The organism is Sporosarcina sp. BI001-red (genome assembly GCF_003384035.1).
Classification (GTDB): domain Bacteria; phylum Bacillota; class Bacilli; order Bacillales_A; family Planococcaceae; genus Sporosarcina.
Window position 1 is genome coordinate 99,170 of the sequence record NZ_QQAK01000017.1, and the last position, 14,317, is coordinate 113,486.

At 42.4% G+C, this 14,317-nt stretch carries 9 protein-coding genes; 5 read left to right on the plus strand and 4 right to left on the minus strand.

What is annotated here, in order from left to right; translation table 11 throughout:
* The first annotated feature begins 29 nt into the window (after positions 1–29).
* The gene (locus DVB69_RS16995; protein ID WP_116020295.1) at positions 30–5,867 is read left to right on the plus strand and encodes an NPCBM/NEW2 domain-containing protein; all 5,838 of its coding nucleotides are present in this window, start codon (positions 30–32) and stop codon (positions 5,865–5,867) included.
* Between the two features lie 626 nt (positions 5,868–6,493).
* Here the strand turns inward: DVB69_RS16995 and DVB69_RS17000 are convergent.
* Positions 6,494–7,120, minus strand: a complete 627-nt coding sequence (locus DVB69_RS17000) for a hypothetical protein (RefSeq protein ID WP_233505448.1) — start codon at positions 7,118–7,120, stop codon at positions 6,494–6,496.
* 184 nt (positions 7,121–7,304) lie between these two features.
* On the opposite strand from DVB69_RS17000, the gene DVB69_RS17005 reads away from it, so the two are divergent.
* Together DVB69_RS17005 and DVB69_RS17010 are read left to right on the plus strand one after the other, a co-directional pair.
* On the plus strand, positions 7,305–8,210 hold the full coding sequence (locus DVB69_RS17005) for a 5'-3' exonuclease (protein ID WP_116020296.1): 906 nt from the start codon (positions 7,305–7,307) through the stop codon (positions 8,208–8,210).
* 1 nt (position 8,211) lies between these two features.
* On the plus strand, positions 8,212–9,027 hold the full coding sequence (locus tag DVB69_RS17010; RefSeq protein ID WP_116020297.1) for an STAS domain-containing protein: 816 nt from the start codon (positions 8,212–8,214) through the stop codon (positions 9,025–9,027).
* Positions 9,028–9,047: 20 nt separating this feature from the next.
* Here the strand turns inward: DVB69_RS17010 and DVB69_RS17015 are convergent, their stop codons facing one another.
* The 3 genes from DVB69_RS17015 to DVB69_RS17025 all read right to left on the minus strand — a co-directional run bounded on the left by DVB69_RS17015 (position 9,048) and on the right by DVB69_RS17025 (position 10,483).
* Entirely contained in the window at positions 9,048–9,575 is a 528-nt protein-coding gene (locus tag DVB69_RS17015) for a C39 family peptidase (protein ID WP_233505449.1), read from the minus strand.
* A gap of 20 nt (positions 9,576–9,595) precedes the next feature.
* Positions 9,596–10,054: an STAS domain-containing protein gene (locus tag DVB69_RS17020; protein ID WP_116020298.1), complete on the minus strand. Its 459-nt coding sequence runs from the start codon at positions 10,052–10,054 to the stop codon at positions 9,596–9,598.
* 108 nt (positions 10,055–10,162) lie between these two features.
* On the minus strand, positions 10,163–10,483 hold the full coding sequence (locus tag DVB69_RS17025) for a thioredoxin family protein (RefSeq protein ID WP_116020299.1): 321 nt from the start codon (positions 10,481–10,483) through the stop codon (positions 10,163–10,165).
* A gap of 212 nt (positions 10,484–10,695) precedes the next feature.
* On the opposite strand from DVB69_RS17025, the gene DVB69_RS17030 reads away from it, so the two are divergent.
* Together DVB69_RS17030 and DVB69_RS17035 are read left to right on the plus strand one after the other, a co-directional pair.
* Positions 10,696–13,080 (plus strand): 3-hydroxyacyl-CoA dehydrogenase/enoyl-CoA hydratase family protein, encoded by a 2,385-nt coding sequence (locus DVB69_RS17030; RefSeq protein WP_116020300.1) that lies wholly within the window; start codon positions 10,696–10,698, stop codon positions 13,078–13,080.
* 30 nt (positions 13,081–13,110) lie between these two features.
* Positions 13,111–14,286: an acetyl-CoA C-acetyltransferase gene (locus tag DVB69_RS17035; protein ID WP_116020301.1), complete on the plus strand. Its 1,176-nt coding sequence runs from the start codon at positions 13,111–13,113 to the stop codon at positions 14,284–14,286.
* The last annotated feature ends 31 nt before the right edge of the window (positions 14,287–14,317 follow it).

The following is a 14,317-nucleotide window of genomic DNA, read 5'->3' on the forward strand; positions in this document are numbered from 1 at the left end:
GGAAATATATTCATGGGGAGGAAATACATATGAAGATCATCACGGTCGCAACAGCAACTGTATTGGCTCTTAACGTAGTCTGCAGTCCAATTTCTGTCTTAGCAAATGAAAACCCGAAAGTAGGACTTGTCGTGACTAATACGGTAGAAAGTAACCAAAATTCCGGTGTAGCAGTGGTACGTAAATTTGACCTGTATGGGAATGCGAATTTGCCTGCATACGATGACATATTCAAAATGCCGAATACGAATATTAAATCGATTACAAACAATGGGGGAAATTATTCAGGCTCTCCTATTAAACAAGCGATTGATGGAAATATGAACACACACTGGGAAACAGGGAAACCTAATAGTTCATCTTTTACCAATGAAGTTGTCGTGAACTTTAACGAACCGACTACACTCAATAGAATTGTCTATGCTGCGCGCCAATCTACTGTAAAAGGGAAAGGCTTTGCACAAGAGTTTGAAATCTATGGTTCCCAAACATCTGAAGGTGAGGACTTCTCACGTGTATCTTCAGGAAGCTACAACGGCTCAACAGGAGACATTGTCGAAATTCAGTTTGCTCCCACAGAATTTAAGCGAGTAAAATTTGTATTTACAAAAGCCAATCAGGACTGGGCAAGCGCATCAGAATTTCAATTTTATAAAGAAGATCGGGTATCTGAGAAAATGGAGAATCTCTTTACAGATGCCTCGCTAAGTTCGGTAAGTAAACAGTTTAATACACTGGATGCCCTAACTCGATTGGACGCTGAGGCGAAAGATCACCCATTTTATCCACAATTTAAAGAAGATATTGAAAATGCAAAGATCCTCATAAATAAAGTGGGAATTGATGCGACAACAGCGGCAACAAAACCATTTCCTCATTATGCGAATGACGCTTATTCCAAGTTATTTAAGTTAGATTCTCGTAACATCAAAAGTATTCGTAACAACGGAGGTCATTATGGAAGTGCCGTTATAGAAAACGCAATTGACGGCAACCTCAACACATACCGGGAAACGAATAGAAGTAACACAAATGACTTTTCAAACGAAGTTGAAGTCGAATTTAAAGAAATCGAAACGATAAATCGACTAATGTACGGCGCAAGACCTTCTGATCGGAAAGGGTTCGCTGAGGAAGTCGAAATCTATGCTTCACAAACTTCTAAAGGGGAAACGTATCAGCTTGTAGCTACAGGACAGCACAATGTGGTCGCCGGATTAGTTGAAGTTAAATTTGCGCCAACCGAATTTAAACGTATTAAATTTAAATTTAAGAAATCCAACCAAAACTGGGCTACGTTATCGGAACTAGCTTTCTACAGTGAAGACCGAATAGAAGAGCAAGTCGACAACCTATTCACAGATGGATTAATGAACAAATTAAAACCTGAGTTTGCGTCAATGAATGCAATTCAGCAGTTGGAGAATGAAGTTGCGAAGCATCCATTAAAAGAACAGTTACAACCATATGTAACTATGGCGAAAGACGTACTTAATAACGTGAATGCGTCTAACGAATCGATCGTCATTGCTTCCCAGCGTGGAAACGCAAATACAGAAGCAAGTAAGCATCAGATTGCCAGAACCTCATTTTCATTAGATACATTGGGTAGATATGTCGTTCCAGGTGAAACGATTCAAGTAACAGTTGAAGCGGATGAAAAAGGCGTTATGCCAACCTTAGTTCTAGGTCAGATCGCTGATGACAAAAACGGCTGGGTTCGAAAGTTTGCGTTGAAACGAGGGCTAAATACGATTACTGCACCTGCGTTCGATACCATGAATCCTGCGGTTGCGTATGTGGAAAACAATGCGCTGCCAACTGAGCAAGCATTCGCTCCTAAAGTGAGACTAGTCGGAGGAACAGCCTTCCCCGTTTACGTTCACGGAAAAACAGATCCCGCAGCGTATGAAAAAGAGTTAGAAAAATACGTATCTAAGATCAGTGTGAACGATAACGACTTTGCAAATGGAAAACCAGAAGACGTTGTCTATAATGTTTCAGAATTAGTCTCCGAAAACAATACAATCTCTACTAGTGCAGCGGGTGCACTAAAGGGAATCAAAGAATTAAAAGGAACAGGGAAGACTGTATCGGATACCATGAACGAGTGGGAACAGATGTGGTTGGAGTATCAAAGAATTAGTGGTGCTGTGGCGGATGATCCAGATCCAAGAAACCAATTCTTTAATGCAAAGTTTACGTCAAGAGTATTCACAAAAGGACCTTATGGTTGGTCGGATTGGGGTTATACAGGATTTAACGGCGGGAATTCGCCAAGAAGAGACGATGGATTCTTTAAACAAATTGTGAAACCATTCAGTGTTCCAGGTAATGACGGGTGGGCCTATTTCCATGAATGGGGTCACAACATCAATAACTCCACGATGGAGCATGTCGAGGTAACGAATAATCTTTACTCGGTAATTATGAGAGAGAAATTTAATAATAGCACGGAAGATCGTGTAGATTGGAATTCATTGTACAAGAGATTTTCAGATGAAACGGTTCAGCATGGTTTCTGGACATATTTAGGGGTTCTTGAACAAGTTCAATATTGCTATGGTGAAGACAGTTATGGAAAGGCGTCTCGAATTGCTCGGACAAACCCAGACGGTGTCATGAATGGATTAGGAAGTAATTTGCAACGTTTAGTTGTTGGATTATCTCTAGCAACTGAAACCGATCTAACCGATTTCTTTGAGGAATGGGGATACGTAACAGCTACACCTAAGATGAAAGAGAAAGTTGCACACTTATCAAAACCCGATGTAAAGTTAGAGTACATGCATAGTTTAGGACGAAATTACGAAGGTACTGGGTTCTCAAAAGAGGCGAAAGTCGCGATTCAATCGATAACTGCCAATCCCGATAAAAAAGAAATTAACTTGTCCTATGATATCGATGCAGCCAATAAGGTTGCTGCAATGGGGTACGAAATCCTTCGAAATGGCAAGGTAGTAGGATATACAACAAGCACTTCATTCATTGATAAAAACGTGGATACGAGTGTTCCATATAGGTATGAACTTGTTGCTTACGACAGAAAGTTAACTCCCTTAAAACCTGCGGAGGTTCACTCTCAGCAACCGAACTTATCTGTTGAAGAACACGTGACGTTAAAACTACATCAAGCCTATGATCCAATGGATTATGTAAAAGCAACCTCGTTTTCTGGTCAAACCATTACAAAAGATGTAGTGATCAAATCAAATACGGTAGATGTAACAAAAAAAGGATCTTATGAAATTGTTTACGAAGTGAAGAATGCAAATTTAACTGAAAATAAGACGACAAAAGTTGCTGTAACAAGTGACTATGCTTATATTTCTGACATGAATGCTAAAACCGCGAAGACGGATTGGAGTTCATTGCAAAAAGATAAGGCCATTTCTGGAGGGCTTATCACGTTGCGAAGACAAGGTAGTGATGCGACGTATTCTAAAGGAATTGCCATTCATGCCAATTCTGAAGTTGTGTATGATATTGCAGATAAAGGGTTCAACTTCTTTGAAAGTTATATTGGAATAGACCAAGCTGTCCGAGGCCAAGGTTCTTCCGCAACGTTTGAAGTGTGGGTAGATGGCGAAAAGAAATTGGATAGTCGTGTATTCAAAGCAAATACAGAGCATGAATTTGTGAAGGTTCCAGTTACGGGGGCAAAAGAGGTAAAGCTCATTACAACAGATGCGAAAGACAATGGGATTTCCTCAGACCATACCGTTTGGGCGGATGCAAAGTTTACGAAAGACTCTAGTGAACCGACATTAAAAGTATCTGAAGACCTCACATTCATTAAATTAAACAGCAAGGATTTCAACATTTTAGATGGTGTAGAGGCGATTGATAAAGAAGATGGAAACTTGACCAATCAAATCAAGGTAACGGCGAACAACTTCACAGTTTCTAAAACTGGTACGTACCATGTGGACTATGCAGTTACAGATAGTGATGGGAACACGGTTACGAAAACGAGAGAAGTGTATGTATATAGTGATTTTGCTTTCGTAAGTGATACCAATTGGAAATCTGCTCAAACTGCATGGAGTACAGTGAATAAGGATCATGCCTCTTCCGGCGGTCCGATTAAAGTAGTTGTGAATGGTGCAACGAAGGAATTTACTAAAGGAATTGGTACGCATGCAAATTCAACAATTGTGTATGATCTAGCAGGGGAAAACTATGATTACTTTGAGACATTCGTTGGCATTGATCGAAACATCGTCGAAAATAGCAACTCGAGTGTTACGTTCAAAGTCCTGGCAGATGGTCAAGAAGTCTATAATAGCGGGGTTATGAAATATAACACAGAAGCAAAATTAGTGAGGGTTCCGTTAAAGGGTGTGAAGGAATTAACGCTCATTGCCAATGATTCTAGTAATGGAAATGCATCTGATCACGCAAACTTTGCAGATGCAAAATTTTATATTTCGAATGGTCTGCCGCAGCTCACAATTCCTAATTCAGCAGCAACAAAAGTAGGCACACCGATAGACATTCGTGAAGATTATTCCGCAATCGATGCTGAAGACGGTGATTTAACGGCGCATGTAAAGGTGACTGGGTTAGACCAGGTGAACTTTAATAGAGCGGGTAACTATGAAATTGTGTATTCTGTTACAGATAGTGATGGTAATGAGTTGACGAAAAAACGGATCATATCTGTCGTCAACATGGAAGACTTCAACTACCTTTCTGATTTCGAATGGAAGTCGACGCAAAACAGCTATGCAGCGCCGTTAAAAGATCTATCTATTAGTAACCATACGTTGCGATTAACTGGTGAGGATGGAAGTGTGAAAACCTATGAAAAGGGGATTGGTGCACATTCCAATTCCACAATCATTTATGACTTAACGGATAAAGGTGCTGATTATTTCACTTCATATGTTGGAGTTGACCGACAAATGCACGGCTCAATCGGATCAGTCACATTCCAAGTTTTTGTAGATGGAGAAAAACAATTCGACAGCGGAATGATGCATTCTACAGATGCTCAGAAGTTCATTGAAGTAAAAATAGCAGGGGCAAAAGAACTTAAATTAGTAGTAACTGATGGTGGAAATGGAAACGGTTCAGATCATGCGACATGGGGAGACGCTAAACTCCATTTCGCGAACTCTGAAAGAGTGTACTCACAAGATTTAGTAGCCGCAGTTGAAGAGGCGAAATCCATTAATGCGGATAAGTTTTCAACTGAGAGCATGAGTGCACTCCAGAAGAGTATTGCAAAAGCAGAAGAGGTTCTTGCCAAGACTCAAGTGACCCAATTAGAAATCGATCATGCTCTTCAGGAGCTCTTACAAGCGAAATCTGAATTAGTGGAACTAGACTTAACTCAAGTCATTGCAGTACCTGATAAATTCCTCAGAAATCAGATTCAGAAAAAGCTAGGCATTACGGGGGATCTCACACTAGGTGATCTGCATGCACTCACAAGTCTAACTGCCCACAATGCGAGAATCAAAAGTCTGGAAGGTTTGCAGTACGCAAGAAACTTAGTTTCGCTAGATGTATCAGGAAATGAAATTAATGATTTTTCACCACTGAAAAATCTTTCGAAATTAAAGACGATAATGGCACATCCTCAATTGGTTGATGTGACGAGCTTAAAAGGATCAAAAGTAACTTTTGAAAATGTTGTGAAAGGCTTAAAGGGTCAATATCTAAATCCTTATCAAGTTGGGCTAAGACATACACAAACTAATCATGAAATTCAAGTAGGTGTGGATCAATTTGAGTCTCATGCAGAACAGTTTACAATAGATCTTTCAAAAGAAGATAAGGGATGGTATGCGTTAGTTTTGGCGTATAAGTTAAATGAAGATACAATTATTCAACTAACGTATTACGTGGATCATCACTAATAACAAATAAGGGCTATCCCGGAAGGTCATAAAACTGACTTTCCGGGATAGCCTTTTGCGTTTGTTGACTCATAAATCGCAAAAGGTGATCATAAGCCATGGAAAGCGCTCATAAATCTGAGAAAGTGATCATAAGCCATGGAAAGCGCTCATAAATCGGAGAAAGTGATCATAAGCCATGGAAAGCACTCATAAATCTTAGAAAGTGATCATAAGCCAGGAAAAGCGCTCATAAATCTGAGAAAGTGATCATAAGCCATGGAAAGCGCTCATAAATCTGAGAAAGTGATCATAACCCAAGGAAAGCGCTCATAAATCGGAGAAAGTGATCATAAGCCATGGAAAGCGCTCATAAATCGGAGAAAGTGATCATAAGCCACCAAAAGCGCTCATAAATCGCAGAAAGTGATCATAACCCAGGAAAACCGCTCATAAATCGCAAGAAGTGATCATAACCCAAGGAAAGCGCTCATAAATCGCGAAAAGTGATCATAACCCAGCAAAACCGCTCATAACACACAAAATATAATCAACAACCCCAACCTCAATTTCCCGAAATGCACCTTCCAGAAAAAAAAGATCAGCCGCAGCTGATCTTCCCTCAATCTTCCATTCAATTCATCCCATTAAATGCAAGTAAATGCATCGATCCGATCTAAGTCAATTCCAGTATAGACCCAGCGTCGCCACTGACTATTCCATTGAAAGCCTGCAACCGATGTTCTGCCAACGAAAGTTGGATAGAACCAGAATCCTCTAGTTCGAGATGTCCAGACGTACGTATAGCGGAACATACATCCACGAATTCCACCTGGATCCACTCGCAACATTTGCTGATCAGGATACGCGGGAGCTTGTGAAGGTGGTGCAGATGTAGGTGCACCTTGCTGATTTCCGCCACCTCCGCCACCTATATTGTTTCCACCAGAACCTGGATACGCGGGCTGATTTGGATTCCATCCACCTTGCCATGGCGCATTAGGTTGTTGTGGAAAACCTGGCCACCCTGGTTGTTGTGGCTGATTCTGCCATCCCGGCCATCCTTGCTGTTGATGCTGTTGGTGCTGATGTGATGGATTTTGCCACTGGTTCCAACCTTGCTGAGGCGGTTGGTTCCAGTTGTTCACTGCCGTTTGTTGAGGATTTACATTCATTGCGGTCGCATTCCAATCATCCTGACTGCTAGGTTGCTGAACATATCCTTCTGGAAGCTCAGGGAACCATTGTTCCTCGACGTTTTCGTTTGGATTCATAATCTTACCCCTTTCAGAATTTCACTCTGCTCCTCATCCTATGTCAAACGCTCAGATTGCATTAGACGAGTGCCCATATGAGTGGCTTCATTACTCAAATGAACGTGCTAAACTTACAAGACATGGTATGATGAAGATAAGAAATTTGTACATAAGCTTAAGACCTACTTAGGAGAGTGAGCAAGTGAGTACTGAACGTCCACACATACTGATTATTGATGGAATGGCTTTGTTATTCCGCTCGTTTTTTGCAACAGCTGTACGGAAACAGTTCCAATATAATGAAGATGGAATCCCTACGAACGGAGTTCAAGGATTTCTAAGACACACGCTTACTGCAGCAACTCTTTTTCAACCGACCCATCTTGCTGTTTGCTGGGACATGGGAGCCGTCACGTTCCGGAACGACTTATACGAAGGCTATAAAGCCAATCGACCTGCGCCAGCACCAGAACTTCTTCCTCAATTTGATATGGCACGTCAGGCTTCCGAAGCTATGGGATGGAGAAACTACGGAGTTGAAGGAATGGAAGCGGATGACCTGATCGGTTCTCTCGTCAAAACGTGGAAAGAAGACGCGGATTTAACGATTGTTTCCGGAGATAAGGATTTACTTCAGTTATTAGCACCTTCAGTCAAAATTGCCTTGACGAAAAAAGGGCATTCAATATATGACGAATATACAGAGGCTCGTTTTATAGAAGATTACGGGATGACCCCAACTCAATTCATTGACTATAAAGCGTTCATTGGTGACACGAGTGATGGCTATCCAGGAGTCAAAGGCATTGGACCGAAGACAGCATTGAAACTCATTCAAACATATGGGACTGCTGAAGAAGTCGTCAATTCGTTGGACAAGCTGACGGGCTCGGAGAAAAACAAAATTCAAGATAACTTGGCGATGTTACATCTATCAAAAGAACTGGCAACCATCCATTGTGAAGTAGATTTAGGCAACACACTAGAGTCACTTGAAATTCCGGATTATGATGACCGAACAGTAAATCATCTAAGGAATCATGGTTTGAATGCAGTCCTTAAACAAATGGCAACAGCACAACTAGTAGCTGAAAAAAGGGGGAATTGAGATGAAAGAGTTATTGACCCGTTTAAGTGATAAAGTTATTGGGAACGCAGAGCAACTTGCGATGTTAATTACCACACAACAGAACGAACGCTATCCGATTATGAAGCGTTTAGAATATGAACTCTATCCAGCTCGCGTTGAATTAGTAAAATTATACGCGAATGCCTTGAAGTTGGAGGAGACAGAACGAATTGAGCATTTGCGTAAATGGGGACAAGAAGCGGGGACTCACTTTGCGAAGAAAGAAAGTATCTCTTTAGACATGATGCTGCGTGAGGTTCCGGAATACCGTTCGTATATTGGTACCGTTTTAAAGCATGAAGGGATAAAAAGCGCCATCAGTTCAGAAGACATGTATGAACTGACGACTGCTCTCGATACGATTGTGAATGATGTCGTCTACTACTTCAGCCTTCCTTTTGTGTATCACGAAAAAGAAATGCTAAAGATTTCACAAGCTGCGATTGCTGAACTATCCGTACCGATCGCTTCCATTAACGACACGACGGCTATTCTTCCATTAATCGGTATTATGGATTTCAATAGAGGATCCGTGTTGCAGGAAAAGGTGCTTAAAGAAGCAGTCCGTCTTAACCTTGAGCATTTGATCATCGATTTATCAGGACTTCTGACAACGGATACATTTGTCGCACAACAATTATTCATTCTCTTTGAATCGCTTTCTTTGGTAGGCACTGTGCCAGTGGTTAGTGGGGTTACACCTGCTATTGCACAAACGTTGGTAGGACTTGGACTGGACTTCGGCTCCATCAAGAGCTTTGCAATGCTAAAACAAGCGATCGAATATGTAGCATAACAAAAAGGACACTGAGCCAATCAGTGTCCTTTTTGTTTGGAAACAGGAGCAATTTTAACAAATGATAAAATCTCTTGGTTCTTTCGGTAAGAGACTAGACGCACGTGGCTATCAGAAGATGGGCTACCGTTGTCATGAATTGCAAGAATCACATCACTCGCATTTTTGTCATATCCAATAACAGGTACCCAGTGGTAGTCGAACTCATACTGTCCATTCCACTTGAAAGAAAACCATTTATCAAACTTTGCTGCAACGGGACGGCCGTTCTCTAGTTCCTGTAACGCCTCGGATAATGAACACTTCCGAATTTCCCATTCGTCACCTAGCAGCTTCTTGAGCCTATGAACAAATCGCCATGTAAATAATCCGATCCGAGTCGATCCTAATAGCTTGTAGAGCTTATTGACAGGAACCCTGGAAATCGGGGCATTCAAATAGTGTAAAATCACGGCAGCTGTTACGGGTCCACAGGCGGAAGGTCTTAGCTTTGCTTCTATGGAAGCATCATATTGAGATTTACCCTGAAGTTGTTTTAAGAACAGCACGACTTCTCAGCCCTCCTTGCTTAGTCCTTTGAAAAGGAAAGTCCTTTTTCTCCCATAAGTGTCTGCAGTGCTGCTTTGAAGTTCGCATACGATTCCACTTCGGAAGAAACTCCGCTACTTACCATTTGACGAACAAAAGGAGGAGTGAAGCCGACCATAATCGGACGAATGCCCATCAACTGCAATTCGGATTGCATGAGCTGTAATTCAAGAGTGAGCATTTCCAACCCTTCCTCATCAGACAAGCGGATACTCGAAAAGTCGAACACTGCTGCTTCCGTATTTCTATGTTCTCCCGCGTACTCAAGAACTTTCGTGCGAATACGTTCCATTCTTTCTTTATCTATATATCCGACAATAGGGAGTAGGATTGTATTATCAATAATTGAGGTGATAATTGGAACGGAGGTCTCGCTGATTATTTCTTCATACTTGGCAATAGTAGCTTTCAACTGTTCAATTTCCTTTATTTGATTCATTCTACACCTCTTATTTTTTCTATACTCTCCCATAAGTATAACTGAATTTCTAAAAAATGCATAAAAATAACCGACTGCATAGGCAGTCGGAAAAAATGCAAGGTACGTTTAGATGGTAAGGCCTTCAAGGAAGCTTGTCACTTGATCGGGAGATTTTGCGTTGGCACTATGAAGGTGCGCTTTTTTCTCGCCATTCTCAAAAATGAGTAAGCTCGGAATTCCCATTACCTCATATTTTTCTGCGATTTCAGGAAGTACGTCGCGGTCCACATCATACCACTCGTACTGGTCGTAATCTTCAGTAATAGGTTCGATGAACATGTCCATCGCCCGACAGTCCGGGCACCAGCCTGCTTGAAATTTAATAACTGAGCGTGATGGTTCGTTAATAATGTCATCGAATTGTTTTGCGGTTGTGATTGATTGCATGAGTTTTCGACTCCTTTCATACCATCAGTGTACAATGAAATACGATATCAGCATAACAACTTGTTTAGACCGTAGAAAACTGGAGATTTTTAGATTTAAATATTGCGAAAACAATGGGAATGGTCTACACTTAGATTCATAGAAAAGGTTTCTATTTTTTTTACCCAAAAAATGAATGATCATTCATTCGAAAGCAAAGGGAGGATTTTCACGTGGCTTATCAAATTAAGAAAGCAGCTGTAATCGGATCGGGCGTGATGGGGTCTGGAATCGCTGCACACCTCGCCAATATTGGGATTCCTGTTCTTCTTCTGGACATTGTTCCGAACAAATTGACAGAAGACGAAGAGAAAAAAGGACTTACACTGGAGCATCAGGCAGTTCGCAATCGAGTTGTATCCGGATCCATTCAGAAACTATTAAAACAAAAACCAGCACCACTAACTTCTAAGAAAAACCTAGCTTTAATTGAAGCGGGGAATTTGGAAGACGACTTGGAAAAGTTGAAAGACGTAGACTGGATCATCGAAGTTATCGTTGAAAACTTGGATGTTAAAAAGGGATTATATGAAAAAATCGACGCTGTTCGTAAACCAGGAACAATCGTCACTTCAAATACATCAGGAATTAGTATCGATGCAATGGCGGAAGGACGTTCTGAAGACTTCCAAAAACATTTCCTTGGGACGCATTTCTTCAATCCGCCGCGGTACTTGAAATTGCTTGAAGTAATTCCAGCAAAAACGACTTCATCAGGAGTTATCGAGTTCATGACGTCATTCGGTGAAGATCGTCTTGGTAAAGGTGTCGTACTAGCTAAAGACACACCGAACTTCATCGCCAATCGAATCGGAACTTACGGTCTTCTTGTAACACTTCGTGAAATGGAAAAACGCGGCTACACAGTCGGTGAAGTGGATTCTGTTACAGGAACACTGATTGGCCGTCCGAAATCTGCGACATTCCGTACGCTGGATGTTGTCGGTCTCGATACATTCATGCACGTTGCGAAAAACGTCTACGACAAGACTGAAGGGGAAGAACAGGCGGTATTCGAACTTCCTGAATTCATGAAGAAAATGATCGACAACGGCTGGATTGGTGCAAAAGCGAAGCAAGGATTCTTTGTTAAAAAAGGCAAAGATATCTTCGAGATCGATTCGTCAACGCTTGAATACAGCCCCGTCAAGAAAATGAAAACGCCTTCAATTGAAATCGCGAAGCAACAAAAAGGACTTGGGAATCGTGTGAAGTCATTGGTGTACAGTGATGATCGCACAGGTGAGCTTCTCTGGAGCATCTTAGCACCGACACTTCTTTACTCAGCTGACATGCATGGAAAAATCGCAGATACAATCGTATCCATCGATAATGCTATGAAGTGGGGCTTCGGATGGCAACAGGGGCCGTTTGAAGTATGGGATGCAATCGGTGTGAGCAAATCAGTGGAACGGATGAAGGAACAAGGAGAAACGATTCCTGAATTTGCTCAATCTTTGCTCGATAAAGGATTCGATACGTTCTATAAAGAGGAAGAAAACGAGCTCTTCTACTTTGATGGGGAAGGGTATTCAAAAGTTCCGGTAAATGAGAAAGTTATCGACTTGAAACGCTATAAGAAAAAGCATGGCGTTATTAAGAAAAACTCTGGCGCAAGTTTGATCGACATGGGTGACGGAATTGCACTTCTTGAGTTCCATTCACAGTCTAATGCGATTGGCCTCGACATTATGCAGATGATTAACTTTGCGGTAGATGAAGTCGAGAAGAACTACAAAGGTCTCGTCATCGGTAACCAAGGAAAGAACTTCTGTGTCGGTGCAAACCTCGGAATGATTTTGATGGAAGCGCAAGATGATAACATCTTCGAGCTCGATTTTGTTGTGCGTACGTTCCAGAATGCAATGATGAAAATCAAGTATTCCACGAAGCCAGTCGTTGCTGCACCATTCCAAATGACGCTGGGCGGCGGAGCAGAAGTCTGCTTGCCAGCGGCTCATATCCAAGCTTCCATGGAAACGTATATCGGCCTTGTTGAAGCGGGTGTAGGACTGATTCCTGGTGGCGGCGGAAACGTCGGTCTGTACTTGAAACACTTAAAAGGATTACCGAATGGGGTACAAGTGGACTACCAAAACATCGCAAACAACGTATTCGAATCGATTGCGATGGCAAAAGTGTCTACTTCCGCTGATGAGGCGCGTGAAAACAACTTCCTCGATTTCGCAGACGGTATTAGCGTCAACGCGGATCATCTATTATATGATGCAAAACAAGCAGCACTATCACTTTATGACAATGGCTATCAAGCACCGAAGCATGAGAGATTCCCAGTGGTTGGTGAAACTGGCTATGCAACGTTATTACTCGGTGCAGAAGGCATGCGTTTGTCAGGGTTCATCAGCGATCATGATATGAAGATTGCGAAGAAACTCGCATACGTATTGGCTGGAGGCAAACTGCCATACGGCACACTCGTTGATGAGCAGTACTTGCTGGACTTAGAGCGGGAAGCGTTCTTAAGCCTTGTAGCAGAGCCGAAGTCACAGGCTCGTATGCAGCACATGCTTGTCAAAGGCAAACCATTGCGTAACTGATGAATCAGAACTTTTAGAGGAGGAAATACAATGCGTGAAGCAGTAATCGTAGCGGGTTCCCGCACACCGGTCGCTAAAGCAGGCAGAGGATCGCTTGCGACCGTCCGACCAGATGATTTAGGAGCCCTTACTATAAAAGAAACGTTAAAACGCGCAGGTGGTTATGACGGTCCGATTGAAGACCTGATCATCGGCTGCGCAATGCCGGAAGCTGAACAAGGCATGAATATGGCGCGTAATATCGGTGCGCTAGCAGGATTACCGGATACGACACCAGCGATTACGATCAATCGTTTTTGTTCATCAGGACTTCAGTCCATTGCCTATGCAGCTGAACGCATTATGCTCGGGGCTTCAGAAGCCATCCTAGCAGGTGGTGCTGAATCTATGAGTATGGTTCCAATGATGGGAAATACCGTTCGCCCGAATGCAAAGCTTGCTGAAGAAGCACCTGCTTATTATATGGGAATGGGGCATACTGCAGAGCAAGTTGCCGTAAAATATGGAATCAGCCGTGAAGACCAAGATGCGTTTGCGGTTGAATCACATCGTCGTGCAGCAGCAGCGATTGACGCTGGAAAGTTCGATGACGAAATTGTCCCAGTCGAATTTACAAAAGGATATGTCGACAGCAATGGGAAATTCGCAGAGAAAAAAGAGACGTTTTCAATGGATGAAGGCGTACGTCGTGGTACGACTACTGAAATCCTAGCGAAATTACGTCCTGCATTTTCTGTTACAGGTACAGTTACTGCGGGTAACGCTTCACAAACGTCTGACGGAGCAGCATCTGTACTGGTCATGGATCGCGAAAAAGCTGTAGCGGAAGGGCTAACGCCAATCGCGAAGTTCCGTTCGTTTGCAGTAGCAGGCGTGCCACCTGAAATCATGGGTATCGGACCAATCGCTGCCATTCCGAAAGCGTTGAAAATCGCCGGACTATCGATTGACGATATTGACGTATGGGAATTGAACGAAGCATTCGCATCGCAATCCCTACAAGTCATCCGTGAATTGAAACTGGACACAAGCAAAGTGAACGTCAATGGCGGGGCTATTGCACTCGGTCACCCGCTTGGTGCTACCGGTACGATTTTGACCGTTCGTATGATGAGTGAACTGAAGCGTCAAGGCAAGCAATTCGGAGTCGTTACGATGTGTATCGGCGGCGGAATGGGCGCAGCTGGCGTGTTTGAATTACTGTAAGCAAACTATGAACGTAACCTAAAGGAGGAAC

What these genes read in the sequence shown, in the direction of transcription:
- DVB69_RS16995 (WP_116020295.1), top strand. Translation starts at nt 30, where the DNA reads ATGAAGATCATCACGGTCGCAACAGCAACTGTATTGGCTCTTAACGTA.
- DVB69_RS17025 (WP_116020299.1), bottom strand. Translation starts at nt 10,483, where the DNA reads ATGCAATCAATCACAACCGCAAAACAATTCGATGACATTATTAACGAA.
- DVB69_RS17035 (WP_116020301.1), top strand. Translation starts at nt 13,111, where the DNA reads ATGCGTGAAGCAGTAATCGTAGCGGGTTCCCGCACACCGGTCGCTAAA.
- DVB69_RS17020 (WP_116020298.1), bottom strand. Translation starts at nt 10,054, where the DNA reads ATGAATCAAATAAAGGAAATTGAACAGTTGAAAGCTACTATTGCCAAG.
- DVB69_RS17000 (WP_233505448.1), bottom strand. Translation starts at nt 7,120, where the DNA reads ATGAATCCAAACGAAAACGTCGAGGAACAATGGTTCCCTGAGCTTCCA.
- DVB69_RS17010 (WP_116020297.1), top strand. Translation starts at nt 8,212, where the DNA reads ATGAAAGAGTTATTGACCCGTTTAAGTGATAAAGTTATTGGGAACGCA.